The 16,038-nt window shown below is 62.9% G+C and carries 15 protein-coding genes and 1 pseudogene; 1 reads left to right on the top strand and 15 read right to left on the bottom strand.

The annotated features are described in order from the left end of the window. Positions 1 to 19: 19 nt before the first annotated feature. The 10 genes from RHIZ70P_RS11055 to sdhC form a co-directional block, all read right to left on the bottom strand. On the bottom strand, positions 20 to 3,016 hold the full coding sequence (locus RHIZ70P_RS11055; protein WP_115670362.1) for a 2-oxoglutarate dehydrogenase E1 component: 2,997 nt from the start codon (positions 3,014 to 3,016) through the stop codon (positions 20 to 22). A gap of 162 nt (positions 3,017 to 3,178) precedes the next feature. Further along, positions 3,179 to 4,081: a succinate--CoA ligase subunit alpha gene (gene sucD, locus RHIZ70P_RS11060; protein ID WP_115670363.1), complete on the bottom strand. Its 903-nt coding sequence runs from the start codon at positions 4,079 to 4,081 to the stop codon at positions 3,179 to 3,181. Between the two features lie 18 nt (positions 4,082 to 4,099). Continuing rightward, positions 4,100 to 5,293, bottom strand: coding sequence for an ADP-forming succinate--CoA ligase subunit beta (sucC, locus tag RHIZ70P_RS11065; RefSeq protein WP_115670364.1), 1,194 nt, complete (start codon positions 5,291 to 5,293; stop codon positions 4,100 to 4,102). Positions 5,294 to 5,325: 32 nt separating this feature from the next. After that, positions 5,326 to 6,288 (bottom strand): malate dehydrogenase, encoded by a 963-nt coding sequence (gene mdh / locus RHIZ70P_RS11070; RefSeq protein WP_115670365.1) that lies wholly within the window; start codon positions 6,286 to 6,288, stop codon positions 5,326 to 5,328. A 178-nt stretch (positions 6,289 to 6,466) separates the two neighbouring features. After that, the gene (zapE, locus tag RHIZ70P_RS11075; protein WP_115670366.1) at positions 6,467 to 7,630 is read right to left on the bottom strand and encodes a cell division protein ZapE; all 1,164 of its coding nucleotides are present in this window, start codon (positions 7,628 to 7,630) and stop codon (positions 6,467 to 6,469) included. 71 nt (positions 7,631 to 7,701) lie between these two features. After that, positions 7,702 to 8,226 (bottom strand): protease inhibitor Inh/omp19 family protein, encoded by a 525-nt coding sequence (locus RHIZ70P_RS11080; RefSeq protein WP_115670532.1) that lies wholly within the window; start codon positions 8,224 to 8,226, stop codon positions 7,702 to 7,704. A gap of 195 nt (positions 8,227 to 8,421) precedes the next feature. After that, positions 8,422 to 9,201 carry a succinate dehydrogenase iron-sulfur subunit gene (locus RHIZ70P_RS11085; RefSeq protein ID WP_115670367.1) on the bottom strand — a complete coding sequence of 260 codons (780 nt, stop codon included), beginning with the start codon at positions 9,199 to 9,201 and terminating at the stop codon, positions 8,422 to 8,424. An 18-nt stretch (positions 9,202 to 9,219) separates the two neighbouring features. Further along, a complete protein-coding gene (sdhA, locus tag RHIZ70P_RS11090; protein WP_115670368.1) occupies positions 9,220 to 11,061 on the bottom strand; it encodes a succinate dehydrogenase flavoprotein subunit in 1,842 nt (613 codons plus the stop codon). 5 nt (positions 11,062 to 11,066) lie between these two features. Further along, the gene (gene sdhD / locus RHIZ70P_RS11095; protein ID WP_115670369.1) at positions 11,067 to 11,447 is read right to left on the bottom strand and encodes a succinate dehydrogenase, hydrophobic membrane anchor protein; all 381 of its coding nucleotides are present in this window, start codon (positions 11,445 to 11,447) and stop codon (positions 11,067 to 11,069) included. Between the two features lie 11 nt (positions 11,448 to 11,458). Further along, on the bottom strand, positions 11,459 to 11,851 hold the full coding sequence (gene sdhC, locus RHIZ70P_RS11100; RefSeq protein ID WP_115670533.1) for a succinate dehydrogenase, cytochrome b556 subunit: 393 nt from the start codon (positions 11,849 to 11,851) through the stop codon (positions 11,459 to 11,461). 301 nt (positions 11,852 to 12,152) lie between these two features. Between sdhC and RHIZ70P_RS11105 the strand changes: the two genes are divergently transcribed. Further along, complete coding sequence (locus tag RHIZ70P_RS11105; RefSeq protein ID WP_115670370.1) at positions 12,153 to 12,527, top strand: hypothetical protein; 375 nt, start codon at positions 12,153 to 12,155, stop codon at positions 12,525 to 12,527. 9 nt (positions 12,528 to 12,536) lie between these two features. Here RHIZ70P_RS11105 and RHIZ70P_RS11110 read toward each other — a convergent pair. From RHIZ70P_RS11110 to tsaD, 5 genes and pseudogenes are all read right to left on the bottom strand, one after another. Then, positions 12,537 to 13,240, bottom strand: a pseudogene (locus RHIZ70P_RS11110) (class I SAM-dependent methyltransferase). Then, complete coding sequence (locus RHIZ70P_RS11115) at positions 13,192 to 13,623, bottom strand: EVE domain-containing protein (protein WP_115670372.1); 432 nt, start codon at positions 13,621 to 13,623, stop codon at positions 13,192 to 13,194. The pseudogene RHIZ70P_RS11110 and the gene RHIZ70P_RS11115 overlap by 49 nt, the downstream one beginning before the upstream one ends. 6 nt (positions 13,624 to 13,629) lie before the next feature. Then, on the bottom strand, positions 13,630 to 13,923 hold the full coding sequence (locus RHIZ70P_RS11120) for a YciI-like protein (RefSeq protein ID WP_115670373.1): 294 nt from the start codon (positions 13,921 to 13,923) through the stop codon (positions 13,630 to 13,632). 30 nt (positions 13,924 to 13,953) lie between these two features. Continuing rightward, positions 13,954 to 14,943, bottom strand: coding sequence for an NAD(P)H-dependent glycerol-3-phosphate dehydrogenase (locus tag RHIZ70P_RS11125; protein ID WP_115670374.1), 990 nt, complete (start codon positions 14,941 to 14,943; stop codon positions 13,954 to 13,956). Continuing rightward, positions 14,940 to 16,037, bottom strand: coding sequence for a tRNA (adenosine(37)-N6)-threonylcarbamoyltransferase complex transferase subunit TsaD (tsaD, locus tag RHIZ70P_RS11130; protein ID WP_115670375.1), 1,098 nt, complete (start codon positions 16,035 to 16,037; stop codon positions 14,940 to 14,942). The genes RHIZ70P_RS11125 and tsaD overlap by 4 nt, the downstream gene beginning before the upstream one ends. Position 16,038: the final 1 nt, after the last annotated feature.

The raw sequence follows: 16,038 nt of genomic DNA on the forward strand, positions 1-16,038 counted from the left end.
GTCTCGGCGGTGGGAGGCATCAGCCCCCCAGCGCATCCTCGAGGAAGGCTTCGAGCTGGGCGAGATGCTTCGACATCAGGCCCGTCGCCGGCGACGCTGCGGCCGGACGACCCGTATAGCGCACACGCTGGTACTTGGCGTCGATATGGGCGAGCACCCATTCGAGATAGGGGTCGATGAACGACCACGCGCCCATGTTCTTCGGCTCTTCCTGGCACCACACCATCTCGGCATTGCGGAACCGCGAAAGCTCGTTGATCAGTGCCTTGGCCGGGAACGGATAGAGCTGTTCGATGCGCAGCAGATAGACATCGTCGATGCCGCGCTTTTCGCGCTCTTCCAGAAGGTCATAGTAGACCTTGCCGGTGCACATCACGACGCGACGGATCTTGTTGTCCTTCTGCAGCTTGATCGGGCCGTCCTTGATGATCTCGGCATCGTCCCAGAGCAGGCGGTGGAACGAGCTCTCGCCGGCCATTTCCGAAAGGCTCGACACCGCACGCTTGTGGCGCAGCAGCGACTTCGGCGTCATCAGGATCAGCGGCTTGCGGAAGTCGCGCTTCACCTGCCGGCGCAGGATGTGGAAGTAGTTCGCCGGCGTCGTGACGTTGGCGACCTGCATATTGTCTTCGGCGCACATCTGCAGCCAGCGCTCGAGGCGGGCCGAGGAGTGTTCCGGACCCTGGCCCTCATAGCCGTGCGGCAGCAGGCAGACGAGACCGGACATGCGCAGCCACTTGCGCTCGCCAGACGAGATGAACTGGTCGAAAACGACCTGCGCACCATTGGCGAAGTCGCCGAACTGGGCTTCCCACAGCGTCAGCGCATTCGGGCGGGCCAGCGAATAACCGTATTCGAAGCCGAGCACGGCCTCTTCGGACAGCATCGAGTTGATGACCTCGTAGCGACCCTGGTTGGGCGCCAGATTGGCGAGCGGAATGTAGCGATCTTCGGTTTCCTGATCATAGAGCACCGAATGGCGCTGGCTGAAGGTGCCACGTTCGCAATCCTGGCCCGAGAGACGGATCTTGGTACCCTCGACGCAGAGCGAACCGAAGGCAAGAGCTTCGCCCATGGCCCAGTCGATCCCCTCGCCCGTCTCGACCATTTGCGCGCGATTGTCCATGAAGCGCTGGATCGTGCGGTGCGCCTTGAAGCCCTCGGGAATGGTCGACAGCTTGCGGCCGATCTCTTTCAGCTGCTTCATCGGCACGGCGGTCTTGCCGCGGCGCTGTTCGTCGGCATTGTCGGCGGTCCTGAGACCCGACCAGGCGCCGTCCAGCCAGTCGGCCTTGTTCGGCTTGTAGGCCTGTCCCGCCTCGAACTCCTGCTCGAGATGAGCACGCCAGTCGGCCTTCATCTTCTCGAATTCGCCTTCGGTGATCAGACCTTCGGCGATCAGACGCTCGGCATAGAGCTGAACGACGGTCTTGTGCGCCCGGATCGCCTTGTACATTTTCGGCTGGGTGAACGCGGGCTCGTCGCCTTCGTTATGGCCGAAGCGGCGATAGCAGAACATGTCGACCACGACCGGCTTGTGGAACTTCATCCGGTATTCGGTGGCGATCTTGGCGGCGTAGGTGACCGCTTCCGGATCGTCGCCGTTGACGTGGAAGATCGGCGCTTCGATCATCTTGGCGACGTCGGACGGATAGGGCGACGAACGCGAGAAGGCCGGATTGGTGGTGAAACCGATCTGGTTGTTGATGATGAAGTGCATGGTGCCGCCGACGCGGTGACCGCGCAGGCCGGAAAGGCCGAGGATCTCGGCCACGACGCCCTGGCCGGCAAAGGCGGCATCGCCATGAAGCAGCAGCGGCAGAACCTTGACGCGTTCCTTGAGCGGAATGATGTCGCCGTCCCAGACCTTGGCCAACTGGTCCTGCTTGGCGCGCGCCTTGCCCATGACGACCGGGTTGACGATTTCCAGGTGCGACGGGTTGGCCGTCAGCGACAGATGGACCTTGTTGCCGTCGAACTCGCGGTCCGAGGATGCTCCGAGGTGATACTTGACGTCGCCCGAGCCTTCGACTTCGTCGGGCTTGAACGAGCCGCCCTTGAATTCGTGGAACACGGCGCGATGCGGCTTGTGCATGACATTGGTCAGCACGTTCAGGCGGCCGCGATGGGCCATGCCGAGAACGATTTCCTCCAGGCCTTCCTGGCCGCCGCGCTTGATGATCTGCTCCAGCGCCGGGATCAGCGCTTCACCGCCGTCGAGGCCGAAACGCTTGGTGCCCTTGTATTTCACGTCGATGAATTGCTCGAAGCCCTCGGCCTCGATGAGCTTCGACAGAATGGCCTTCTTGCCATTCGGGGTAAACTCCACGCCCTTGTCGGGACCTTCGATACGCTCCTGGATCCAGGCCTTCTCTTCCGGATTGGAAATGTGCATGAACTCGACGCCGAGCGTCGAGCAATAGGTCCGCTTCAGGATGTCGAGCATTTCCGGAATGGTCGCGTATTCGAGACCAAGCACGTTGTCGATGAAAATCTTGCGGCTGTAATCGGCCTCGGTGAAGCCATAGGCGCTTGGCGAAAGCTCGTTGAAGTCCTCGACCGGAGCGGCGATGCCGAGCGGGTCGAGATTGGCATGAAGGTGACCGCGCATGCGGTAGGCCCGGATCATCATGATGGCGCGGACCGAATCGCGCGTCGCCTGCAGCACATCGACGTCGCTCGCCGGCGTGCCGGTTGCGGCGGCGGTAGCCTCGACCTTTGCCTTGACCTTGGTTTCGATGGCCTTTTCGACCACGCCCCAATTGCCGTCGAGCGCGGAGACGAGGTCGCCATTGGCGGCGATCGGCCAGTTCTTGCGCTGCCAGGAGGCACCGGCGGCGGCTTTCTTCACATCGGCCGGGTTTTCGGCCAGCGCCTTGAAGAAGGCCTGCCATTCGTCGGGGACGGATTTCGGATCGTCCTCGTAACGCGCGTGGAGGTGCTCGATATAGGCAGCGTTCGAACCGTCGAGGAACGACGTGATCTGGAACTGCTCGTTGGCTTCTTGCCTTGCCATGGTGTCTTGCGAGCCTTTGCGCCCGCCTCCCGACTTGAGGTGATGACCGGGGACCGGTCTGCCGCTTGCTTGGATCGCCCCGTGACGACCCAGTAGTTAAAACGCCAAATCAGGCAGGCGGACCCTAAGCATGGTCCCCCTGCCTGCTGTTGTTAAGTGGTCTCAGCCCTTGAGGACTTCAACCAGGGTCTTGCCCAGGCGTGCCGGCGAAGGCGAGACCTTGATGCCAGCCGCTTCCATGGCCTCGATCTTCGATTCCGCATCGCCCTTGCCGCCGGAGACGACCGCGCCTGCGTGACCCATGGTGCGGCCCTTCGGCGCCGTGCGACCGGCGATGAAGCCTGCCATCGGCTTCTTGCGACCCTTCTTGGCTTCGTCGATGAGGAACTGGGCCGCGTCTTCTTCAGCCGCACCACCGATTTCGCCGATCATGATGATCGAGGTGGTGGCCGGGTCGGCCAGGAACAGTTCCAGTACGTCGATGAATTCGGTGCCCTTGACCGGGTCGCCGCCGATACCAACGGCCGTGGTCTGGCCGAGGCCCTCGTTCGAGGTCTGGAAGACGGCCTCATAGGTCAGCGTGCCGGAGCGCGAGACGATACCGACCGAACCCTTGCGGAAGATCGAGCCCGGCATGATGCCGATCTTGCATTCTTCCGGGGTCAGGATGCCGGGGCAGTTGGGGCCCAGCAGGCGCGACTTGGACTTGTCGAGCTTGGCCTTCACCCGCACCATGTCCATGACGGGGATACCCTCGGTGATGCAGGTGATGAACGGGATCTCGGCTTCGATCGCCTCGATGATCGCATCCGCAGCACCTGCCGGCGGAACGTAGATCACGGTCGCGTCGGCGCCGGTCTTTTCCTTGCCTTCGGCGACGGTGGCGAAGATCGGCAGGCTTTCGCCCTTGGAACCGGTCCAGGTTTCGCCGCCCTTCTTCGGGTGGATACCGCCGACCATCTGCGTGCCGTAATAGGCGAGCGCCTGCTCGGTGTGGAAGCTACCGGTCTTGCCGGTCAGGCCCTGGACGAGGACCTTGGTGTTCTTGTTGACGAGAATCGACATTGTTTCCGGTCCTTCAAATTAGCCGTTGATCGCCGCGACGATCTTCTTCGCCGCGTCGTCCAGATCGTCAGCGGCAGTAATCGCCAGACCGGACTCGTTGAGGATCTTCTTGCCGAGCTCGACATTGGTGCCTTCCAGGCGCACGACGAGCGGAACCTTGAGACCAACTTCCTGGACGGCTGCGACAACGCCCTCGGCGATGACGTCGCACTTCATGATGCCGCCGAAGATGTTGACGAGGATGCCCTCGACCTTCGGGTCAGCGGTGATGATCTTGAAGGCAGCCGCGACCTTCTCCTTGCCGGCGCCGCCGCCGACGTCGCAGAAGTTCGCCGGCTCCTTGCCGTACAGCTTGATGATGTCCATCGTCGCCATGGCGAGACCGGCACCATTGACCATGCAGCCGATATTGCCGTCGAGGGCGACATAGGCGAGATCCCACTTGGAGGCCTCGATTTCCTTGGCGTCCTCTTCGGTCTCGTCGCGCAGCGCGCGCACGTCGTCATGGCGGAACAGCGCATTGCCGTCGAACGACATCTTGGCGTCGAGAACGCGCAGATGATCGTTCTTCATGACGATCAGCGGGTTGACTTCGAGGAGAGCCATGTCCTTTTCGACGAAGGCCTTGTAGAGCGCCGGGAAGAGCGACTTTGCGTCCTCGGCGGCAGCACCGGTCAGTTCGAGAGCCTTGGAAATGGCGGCAATGTCCGCGTCCGTCACGCCGGCTTCCGGGTCGATGGCGATAGTGTGGATCTTCTCGGGCGTGTCATGGGCGACGGCCTCGATGTCCATGCCGCCTTCGGTCGAAACGACGAAGGCGACGCGGCCGACGGAGCGGTCGACCAGCAGCGAGCAATAGAGTTCGCGAGCAATGTCGGCGCCGTCTTCGATGTAGAGACGGTTGACCTGCTTGCCGGCTTCGCCGGTCTGGGCCGTCACCAGCGTATTGCCGAACATTTCCTTGGCATGTGCCTTGACTTCGTCGATCGAGAAGGCGAGGCGAACGCCGCCCTTGGCGTCGGGGCCGAGTTCCTTGAACTTGCCCTTGCCGCGGCCGCCGGCATGGATCTGGCTCTTGACCACGTAGAGCGGGCCGGGAAGCTGCTTTGCAGCAGCTTCGGCTTCTTCGGCGGAAAAGATCGCCACGCCTTCGGCGACCGGTGCGCCGTAGCCCTTCAGAAGAGCCTTGGCCTGATATTCATGAATGTTCATCGTCTAGTCCCTAGTTCTGGGCCGAATGGCGTTTACTTGAGGGCGGGGGCGATATTGATGCAGGCTTCGCAGAGGCCGGCAACGGCGCCGACGGACTTCTGGAAGGCTTCTTCTTCGGCCTTGTTGAATTCGACTTCGATGATGCGCTCGACGCCGCCGGCGCCGATGATCGTCGGGACGCCGACATACATGTCCTTCACGCCGTACTGGCCCGAAAGATAAGCGGCGCAGGGCAGGACGCGCTTCTTGTCCTTGAGGAAGGACTCGGCCATTTCGATCGCCGAGGCGGCCGGTGCGTAGTAAGCCGAACCAGTCTTCAAGAGGCCAACGATTTCGGCGCCGCCGTCACGGGTGCGCTGGATGATTTCTTCGAGGCGTTCCTTGGTGACCCAGCCCATCTTGACGAGGTCGGTGAGCGGAATGCCGCCGACGGTCGAATAGCGGGCGAGCGGCACCATGGTGTCGCCGTGGCCGCCGAGAACGAAGGCGGTGACGTCCTGAACCGAAACCTTGAATTCCTCCGAGAGGAACAGGCGGAAGCGCGCGCTGTCGAGAACGCCCGCCATGCCGACGACCTTGTTGGTCGGCAGGCCGGAGAACTTCTGCAGCGCCCAGACCATGGCGTCGAGCGGATTGGTGATGCAGATCACGAAGGCGTTCGGGGCATACTTCTTGATGCCGGCGCCGACCTGTTCCATGACCTTGAGGTTGATGCCGAGCAGGTCGTCGCGGCTCATGCCCGGCTTGCGGGCGACGCCGGCGGTGACGATGCAGACGTCTGCGCCTTCGATGGCGGCATAGTCGCTGGCGCCGGTCAGCTTGGCATTGAAGCCCTCGACCGGGGAGGACTGAGCGATATCGAGGCCCTTGCCCTGCGGGATACCGTCGGCAATGTCGAACAGGACAATATCGCCCAGTTCCTTGAGGCCGGCGAGATGCGCCAGCGTTCCACCAATCATTCCAGAACCGATAAGAGCGATCTTGTTGCGCGCCATTGAAGTGCTTCCTTTTAGATCCAAAACCAAAGCTGACGGCCTCGTTTAGCCGGGCATTGTGAAAATTCGCATAACGACAGTTGAGAAAAACTGCAACCGATTAATTCAGAGGCAATATTTTCAATCGGTTAGATCATAAAAATCTTACGTAAACGTCAAAACTTATGACGCATAAGCGTCACACTTCAGCGCGCCGACCATCGTGAAGCGTCAGATAGTCGGCACTGCGCATCTCGAACAACCGAGAAACGGTCCGGTCGAATTCGAAACCTTCCGTGCCCTTCTTCTCGGTGAGAAGCGCCTCCGGCATCACCACGGCGGAGGCGAACAGGCGAACGGACGCGTCGTAGAGTGCATCGATCAGGATAATAAAGCGTTTCGTCTCGTTGCGCCGGGCTGGTCCGAGATGGGGGATCTGGTCGATGAAAACCACATCGAAACGCTTTGCGATCTCCAGATAGTCGGAAGCGCCGAGCGGCTTCTCGCACAACTGCGCAAACGTAAATCGCGCAGCTCGCCCAACGGCGCGCGGGACGGAGACGGACCGCCCCTTCATCTCGATCTCGGTCGGCACTTCGGGACGCCCTTGGGTGATCCGCTCCCAGGCCAGGTCCATCAGACGGGTCGCCTCCGCATCGAGCGGCGCCACGTAGACGGGCAGGCTTTCCAGCTTCTCCAACCGGTAGTCGGTCGGCGAATCGAGGGTGGTGACTTCGACATGGCGCTTGAGCAACTCGATGAAGGGGAGAAACAGGCCCCGGTTCAGACCGTCGCGATAGAGATTGCCGGGTTCGACATTCGACGTCGCGACCAGCGTGCAACCCCGCGCAAAGAGTTCGGTGAACAGTCGCGACAGGATCATCGCGTCGGCGATGTCGGTGACGGTGAACTCGTCAAAGCAGAGAAGTTCGGCCTCCTCGCGCAAGGCCGCGGCAACGGGAGGAACAGGGTCGGCCTGGCGCGTCTCGCCATTCTTCAGCTTGATGCGATGGGCGTGGATGCGGGCATGCACGTCAGCCATGAACTCGTGAAAATGGGCGCGCCGCTTCTTATCGACGGGCGCCATCCTGAAGAACAGGTCCATCAGCATGGTCTTGCCGCGACCGACGCTGCCATGCACGTAGAGCCCGCGCACCGGTTGCAGCGGCTTGCGCTTCTGCGCGAACATCCAGCCGAGCGCGCTCTTCTTGGCGGCCGGCCGGCGCTGCTTCATCTCATGAAGTATGCGGTCGAGTTGCACGGCCACGGCCATCTGGGCCTTGTCAGCCTGGAGTGTGCCGGCCTCTGTCATCGAGCGCAACTGCTCGGCGACGCTCATCGCATAGTCTGGGATGGGCTGCATGCGCAGGCTCCGCTTGGGCAGACGGGCGGGATCGCCGGGGCGATCACCGCGCAAAGGATGAGGGATGGTGTTTAGCGGCTGAGGCTGATCGGCTGGCCGGTGTTGGTGGTGCCGTCATAACGCGCATCGGCGGACTTGTAGAGGCGGCCGAGCACATTGCCGCTGCGGTCCTTCAGCACCACCTGCTTGCCGGCGACTTCCCACGACCCCATGGTTGTCAGCGGGCCGGCACAACCGCGCGTGCCGCCGCGCGAACCGCTGCCGAGATTGGTGAGCGTCAGGAACATGTCGCACGAGGCGCCGGCGTTGGAGACACGCCAGTTGCCGACCATGGATTCCTTGGTGATGTCGAGCGCCGTGGCAGGCGCGACATCGGTTGCAGCCGTCTGGGTGGCGGGGGCGGGAGCTGCCGGGAAGCCGGATGGCGAAGTGGCGCCGGGCGGCGGCAACTGTCCCGACTGGACGGAAGGAACGGGTTGCGCTTCAAGCGGCGGCAGGGCGGAGGAACTGGATTCCATCCCGCTGAACGATGTACGCTGGCAGCCCGCCAGAGACAGAAGGATCGCGACGCCCGTCGCCGCATGTTTCAACTTCATCATCACACTCCCGGTTGACCGCATTTGGCCGGTTGTCGTCCCGAAACAAGGCGGAATTATCGCGAAAGGGACGATCGAATCAAGTCACTAGCAGATACATGAAACGGCGGGACCTCCAAAGGAGATCCGCGCCGGTCAGCACTTACATGGGTCGCGACATCAGAAAGGCAACCTGCGGGCCGCCTATTTGACCGATCAGACGCGACGCTCGACCATCATCTTCTTGATCTCCGCGATCGCCTTGGCCGGGTTGAGACCCTTCGGGCAAGTCTGCGCACAGTTCATGATGGTGTGGCAGCGATAGAGCCGGAAGGGATCTTCCAGATTGTCGAGACGCTCGCCGGTCGCTTCGTCTCTGCTATCGATCAGCCAGCGATAGGCCTGCAGGAGGACGGCCGGACCGAGATAACGGTCGCCGTTCCACCAGTAGCTCGGACAGGAGGTCGAGCAGCAGGCGCACAGGATGCACTCGTAGAGGCCGTCCAGCTTCTGGCGGTCCTCGTGGCTCTGCTTCCATTCCTTGGCCGGCGGCGGCGAAACCGTCTTCAGCCAGGGCTCGATTGAGCGGTGCTGGGCGTAGAAGTTTGTCAGGTCCGGCACCAGGTCCTTGACCACCGGCAGATGCGGCAGCGGATAGACCTTTACGGTGCCGCCGATCTCTTCCATGCCCTTGGTGCAGGCGAGCGTATTGGTGCCGTCGATATTCATCGCGCAGGAGCCGCAAATGCCTTCGCGGCAGGAACGGCGCAGCGTCAGCGTCGGGTCGATATTGTTCTTGATGTAGAGAAGGCCATCGAGAACCATCGGGCCGCAATCGTCGACATCGATGTAATAGGTATCGATGCGGGGGTTCTGGCCATCGTCCGGGTTCCAGCGATAGATCCGGTATTCGCGGACGTTCTTGGCACCGGCCGGCTTCGGCCAGACCTTGCCTTCACTGATCTGCGAGTTCTTCGGAAGAGCGAGTTCAACCATATCCAGTTCCTCTCGAGATCAGTAGACGCGAGCCTTGGGCGCGATCTTGTAGGGATCGATGCCTTCGGCGATGAGGTCGGTGTGGACCGGACGATAGTCGAGCTTCACGTCGCCGGCCTCGGAAACCCAGGCGAGCGTATGCTTGCGCCAGTTCTCGTCGTCGCGACCGGCGAACGGGCCGCTCGTATAGTCTTCGCGCGCATGGCTGCCGCGGCTTTCCTTGCGCGCTTCGGCGCCGTAGACCGTGGTGATGGCGTTTGCCATCAGATTGTGCAGCTCGAGCGTTTCGACCAGGTCGGAGTTCCACACCAGGGACCGGTCGGTGACCTTGATGTCCGGCAGTTCCTTCCAGATTGCCGAAATGCGGCGGCAGCCGCTTTCCAGCGCTTCCTGGGTGCGGAACACGGCCGCGTCTTCCTGCATGGCGCGCTGCATCTTGTCGCGCAGAACGGCGGTCGGCGTCGAGCCGGAGGAGTTCCGCAGGCTGTCGAAGCGCTCCATGATCCTGTCGCAGGCGGCGATGTCGAGCGCCGGGACCGGTTCGGACTTGTCAATCACCTGGCCGGCGCGGATGGCGGCGGCGCGGCCGAAGACCACGAGGTCGATCAGCGAGTTGGAACCGAGACGGTTCGCACCGTGCACCGAGGCGCAACCGGCTTCGCCGACCGCCATCAGGCCGGGCGCGATGCGTTCCGGGTTCGCACCGTCGGCGTTCAGCACCTCACCCCAGTAGTTGGTCGGGATGCCGCCCATGTTGTAGTGGACGGTCGGCAGGACCGGGATCGGCTCGCGGGTCACATCGACGCCGGCAAAGATCTTCGCCGATTCCGAGATGCCCGGCAGGCGTTCGTGCAGAACCGCAGGATCGAGGTGGTCGAGATGCAGGTAGATGTGGTCCTTGTTCTTGCCGACGCCGCGGCCTTCGCGGATTTCCAGCGTCATGCAGCGCGAGACCACGTCACGCGAGGCAAGGTCCTTGGCCGACGGGGCATAGCGCTCCATGAAGCGCTCGCCTTCGGAGTTGACCAGATATCCGCCTTCGCCGCGCGCCCCTTCGGTGATCAGACAGCCGGCACCATAGATGCCGGTCGGATGGAACTGGACGAATTCCATGTCCTGCAGCGGCAGGCCGGCGCGGGCGATCATGCCGCCACCGTCACCGGTGCAGGTATGCGCCGAAGTTGCCGAGAAATAGGCGCGGCCGTAACCGCCGGTCGCCAGCACGACCATCTTGGCCGAGAAGCGATGGATCGTGCCGTCATCGAGGTTCCAGGCGACGACACCGGTGCAGCGGCCATCCGGCGCCATGATCAGGTCGAGGGCAAAGTACTCGATGAAGAATTCGGCGTTGTTGCGCAGCGACTGGCCGTAGAGCGTGTGCAGGATGGCGTGGCCGGTACGGTCGGCGGCAGCGCAGGTGCGCTGCACCGGCGGGCCTTCGCCGTAGTTCTGCATGTGTCCGCCGAACGGGCGCTGGTAAATCTTGCCTTCCTCGTTGCGCGAGAAGGGAACGCCGTAGTGCTCAAGCTCATAGACCGCTTTTGGCGCCTCCATGGCGAGATACTGCATGGCGTCGACGTCGCCGAGCCAGTCCGAACCCTTGACGGTGTCATAGAGGTGCCACTGCCAGCAGTCCGGCGTCATGTTGGTGAGCGAAGCAGCAATGCCACCCTGGGCCGCAACGGTGTGCGAGCGGGTCGGAAAGACCTTGGTGATGCAGGCGGTCTTGAAGCCCTGTTCGGCCATGCCGAGCGTGGCACGCAGGCCGGCGCCGCCGGCGCCGACGACGACCACGTCATAGGAGTGGTCGACATACTTGTAGGCCTTGCCGTTCTGGGCGGGGGAGTTGATCGGTGCCATGGGGATTATCCTACGAATGCGATCTTCAGAAGGGCGAAAAGACAGAGCCCGCCAATCAAGATCGCGAAGAACATGTTGAGCATCAAGAGCGCGATCTTGGTGAACTCCTGATGGACATAGTCCTCGATGATCACCTGCATGCCGAGCTTCATGTGAATGACGCCGGAGAGGACGACCAGGCCCATGACCACGGCGACGACCGGATTGGCCAGTGCGCCGACGACTTCCGCATAGGGTGCGCCGCCATAGCAGACCAGGAAGCCGATGAAGAAGAGGATGAGCGGAATATTGGCGACGGCCGTAACCCGCTGACGCCAGAAATGATCCGTGCCTTCCTTGGCCGAACCGAGACCGCGGACCTTACCGAGCGGAGTGCGCATATCCATGTTCGTGATCCTCAGCGTACGGCGTAGGCGATCGCCCACACGAGAACGGTCAGCACCACCGAACCGATGATGTTGGCCTTGGCGAGCTTGGTGGAGAAGTGCTTGTCGAAGCCGTAGCCGACATCCCACATCAGGTGGCGCAGGCCGCCGAGCATGTGGTGAAGCAGGGCCCAGGTGTAGCCGAACAGCACGAGCCGGCCGATGATCGTCCCCATGAACCAGCTGACCCAGTCGAAATAGGCTGCACCCGTCGAGGCGGCGATCAGCCACCAGGCGACCAGGATGGTGCCGAAATAGAGTGCGGCACCGGTGATGCGATGCAGGATCGACATCACCATGGTGGGGATCGGCTTGTAGATTTGCAGATGCGGCGACAAGGGCCGGTTATTTGTCAGATTCGCCATCAGAACCTCGCGGCGTTTCAATGCGTTCCGAGAACTCGGACATCCTCCGGGCAATGCCTTGATCCCACACGTGGGTGCATTGCATCAATCGCGACGTTTAATCGCCGAAATGACCGACGACAAGCCCATTCGCGCGCCGATTCGATTTTAATCGATTGGGATGAATAGAACTTTATGCCAACGGACGGCGATTGATCATGTCCTGCTAAAAAATCACGCGCACCAATGACTTTGCCGGGGAAATCGGGCATGGTGGTCTTAACCTTTTGTTAACCACCCCGATCCCGACGGAGAGGCATTCATGGTCACGCGTCTTGCCCGCACCGGACTGGTCATTGCCGGCACCCTATCGCTTTTTGTCGGTGCAACCCAGTTGAACGCCGGTGAATACAGCCATTCCCGACATCCGGACCGGAGTGGCTACGATCGTCATTATCAGCAAAGTGTGGTCGGCGGCGCGGGACTGCCCTCCGTCGTTCCCGGTATCGGCACCTTTGCCGGATCGATCTCCGCCGTGCGGGTCCGCGGTTCCGGGATCTACTTCGCGATCGAGGGTTCCCGCAGCGACGTCGTCACCTATCGGCCGCCGGTTGCCCGGATCATCGAGGTCGATGCGGAAATGGACGACAGCGCCTGCTCGTACGAGGCCGGCGTCTGCGTCATCCGCCATCGCTGAGGAGGCCGGTCAGCGGAAACGCCAGACCGTCGTCCGCTTGATTTCGCAGTCCTCGAGAACCCGCGTGACCGGCACTTCGTAGGTGGCGAGCGCCTCGAGCCGCTCGGTCGGGCGATAGCTGCGTCCGGGATCGCCAACCAGCACCCGCCTCCCGCCAGCGGCAAGATGTGCGAACCACTCGGATAGCGCGCTGGCAAAATCCCGGTCATAGAAAACGTCGCCGGCCAGCACGATGTCGGTATCGATGGATCTTCCGATCAGGTTATCGGCGGTGAAGCCGATCTCCACGCCATTCTCGCGAGCATTGAGCCGTACCGCCGTTCCGGCCCACGGGTCGATGTCGGCAGCGACCACCTCGGCGGCTCCGGCGAGCTTCGCCGCGATCGCCACCAGCCCGGAACCGCTGGCGAAATCGAGCACGCGCTTGCCGCGCACCTCTTGCGGATTATCGAGGATGTAGCGGGCGAGCCCCTGCCCGCCGGCCCAGGCAAAGGCCCAGAATGGCGGCGGCAGACCGATTTCCTCGAGGTCTTCTTCCGTCTTCAGCCAGAGGTCATGAACCTCGCTGGCCAGCCGCAATCGGATTTCCGGTACATGCGGCGGCGCCATCAGGCTGGTGTTTGCGCAAATGAACGTCTCGGGATCGGTGTTCAAGCCATCTCCCTCAGCGCGGCGGATTGTCGAGCCCGCCCATGCGGCAGACTTCGAGATATTCCTCTTCCGTCACCGGCTGGACGGAGAGCCGCATCGAGGTGACCAAGGCCATATTGGCGAGCTTCGGATTGGCCTTGACGTCCTTCAGCGAGACGGGCTTCGGCATGTCGCAGACGGCGCGGATATCGACGCAATCCCAACGGGCATCCCCCTCGGCGGTGGAATCCGGATGGGAAAGCGCGCAGACTTCCGCGATGCCGACGACCTCCAGCCCCTCGTTCGAGTGATAGAAGAAGCCCTTGTCGCCGATCTTCATGGCCCGCATGTTGTTGCGGGCCAGATAGTTGCGAACGCCGGTCCACTCGGTGCCCTTGTCGCCTGCATCCTTCTGCATCTGCCAGGACCACTTGAAAGGTTCGGACTTGTAGAGCCAGAAAGCCATCTGCCCTCAAGCCTCCGGATTGTTGAAGACCCAGTTATAGGGCTTGATCTCGACATTGGCGAAAAGGCCGGCCTTGGCATAGGGATCCTGCGCCGCGATCGCCTTGGCACCTTCCATGTCGTCGGCGGCGATCAGTAGCATGGAGCCGCAGGGCTTGCCGTCGGCATCGAGGAAGGGCCCACCGATCTTCAGCGTGCCGGCGGCATTGAGACCGTTCAGCCATTCGAGATGGGTCGGACGTGTCTCCATGCGCAGGTTGAGATGGGCGGGCTTGTCGGCGCAGATCACGGCAAACAGCATGTTTCGTCTCTCCTTGGTTTCTTGTGCCCGTCACTCGGTGGTGATCGGACGCGACATCAGTTGTTCGATGGCGGTGGGAATGTCGAGACTGCCCTCGATGATCGCCGCCACGGCATCGGTGATCGGCATGCTGACCGACAGCCCCTCGGCCAGGCGCGAGGCGACGGCGGCGGCAAAGGCACCCTCGACCAGTTGCCCGCGCGAAAAATCGATCGGCTCGCCGCGGCCCAGCGCGATACCGAAACGCAGGTTGCGCGACTGGTGGCTGGTGGCCGTCAGGACCAGGTCGCCGAGGCCGGACAGACCACGAACGGTGTCCGTTTTGCCGCCCATGGCCGCGACCAGTCGCGACATTTCAGCAAGCCCGCGCGAGATGAGCGCGGCGCGGGCTGAATCGCCAAGCCCCATGCCTTCGACGATGCCGCAGGCGATCGCCAGCACATTCTTCAGCGCCCCGCCGAGTTGCACACCGATGCGGTCATCGGAAGCGTAGAGACGGAAAGTTCGGCCGGAAATGGCTTGCGCCAGCCGCTCGGCAATGGCCAGGTCGGAGGCCGCGATCGCCATTGCCGTCGGCAGGCCACGGGCGATGTCGGCGGCAAAACCGGGTCCGGAAAGCGCGGCCACGGCATGATGCGGCAGCGCTTCTTCGAGAACATCCGTCAACAGCCGCGTGGTGTTGCGGTCAATGCCTTTGGCACAGGTCACCACAGCCGCCCCTTCGCGGAGATGGGGTCCGTATTGTGCGGCCGCGTCCGCCTGGGCCTGCGAGGGCATGGCGAAGAGGACGATGTCGGCTGCGGCGATCACGCCGGGATCGGCGGAGAACCCCAAGGCGTCTGGCAGGCGAATGCCGGGCAAGGCGGCCTCATGGACGCGTGTCGTGTGCAGATCGGCGATCAGCGCGGCATCCCGGCCGAGGAGCGTGGTCTCGATCCTGCCCTCGGCCGCCATGACGGCGGCAAGCGCCGTACCGAAAGCGCCTGAACCGATGACGACGATGCGGTCAGCCCCGCTCATGCCTTTGCTCCCCGCTTGCCATAGGAAAGCAAGGCCTGCGCATCCGCGTCGAGCGGCCAGCGCGACCGCGGCTGCACATCGAGCGGGTCGGCCGGCATGCCAAGCGCCATGCGCTCCAGCCCCGCCCAGGCGATCATCACCGCATTGTCGGTGCAGAGGTGGTGTGGCGGAGCGACGAAGCGGAAGCCGTGCCGGTCGCACAGCGATTGCAGGGTGCGACGCAACTCCTGGTTTGCCGCAACGCCGCCGGCGACCACCAGGGCAGGAAGGCCATCAGTCTGGGGGAACTCGGTCCGGAACCGCAGCAGCCCCCGCCCGATCCGGTCGTCGAGGGTGCGCGAAATCGCGCGCTGGAAGGAGGCGCAAATGTCGGCGATGTCCCGCTCGCTCACCGGCGCGATGCTTTCCGCCGCCTGGCGAACGGCCGTCTTCAGGCCGGAGAAGGAGAAGTCGAGCCGGGCTTCGCCGACCAGCGGTCGCGGAAAGGCGAAACGCTTTTCATCTCCCGTCGCCGCCGCCTTCTCGACTTCCGGGCCGCCGGGATAAGGCAGGCCGAGCAGTTTGGCCGTCTTGTCGAAGGCTTCGCCGAGCGCATCGTCAATGGTCGTGCCCCAGCGCTCGTAGGATCCCACGCCGCGCACCAGCACAAGCTGGGTGTGACCACCGGAGACGAGCAGCATCAGGTAGGGGAAGCTCAGATTGTCGGTCAGCCGCGCCGTCAGCGCGTGGCCTTCGAGATGGTTGATCGCATAGAGCGGCTTTCCGGTCGCCCGCGCGATCGCCTTGCCGGTCATCAACCCAACCAGAAGGCCGCCGATCAGTCCGGGACCAGCCGTTGCAGCAATGGCGTCGATGTCGGCGAGCTTCACCTGCGCCCGTGTGAGGGCCTCCTCGATCAGGCTGTCGAGCGCATCGACATGGGCTCGCGCCGCGATTTCCGGCACGACGCCGCCATAGGCGCTGTGCTCGTCGAGTTGGCTCAAGACCACGTTGGCCTCGATCCGGCCGGTGCCGTCATCGAGTCGGGAAACGACGGCCGCGGCCGTCTCGTCACAGCTGGTCTCGATGCCGAGAATGCGTAGTTTGGCGCCCATT

It is taken from the genome of Paenirhizobium selenitireducens ATCC BAA-1503 (assembly GCF_900492185.1).
Classification (GTDB): Bacteria; Pseudomonadota; Alphaproteobacteria; order Rhizobiales; family Rhizobiaceae; genus Allorhizobium; species Allorhizobium selenitireducens_A.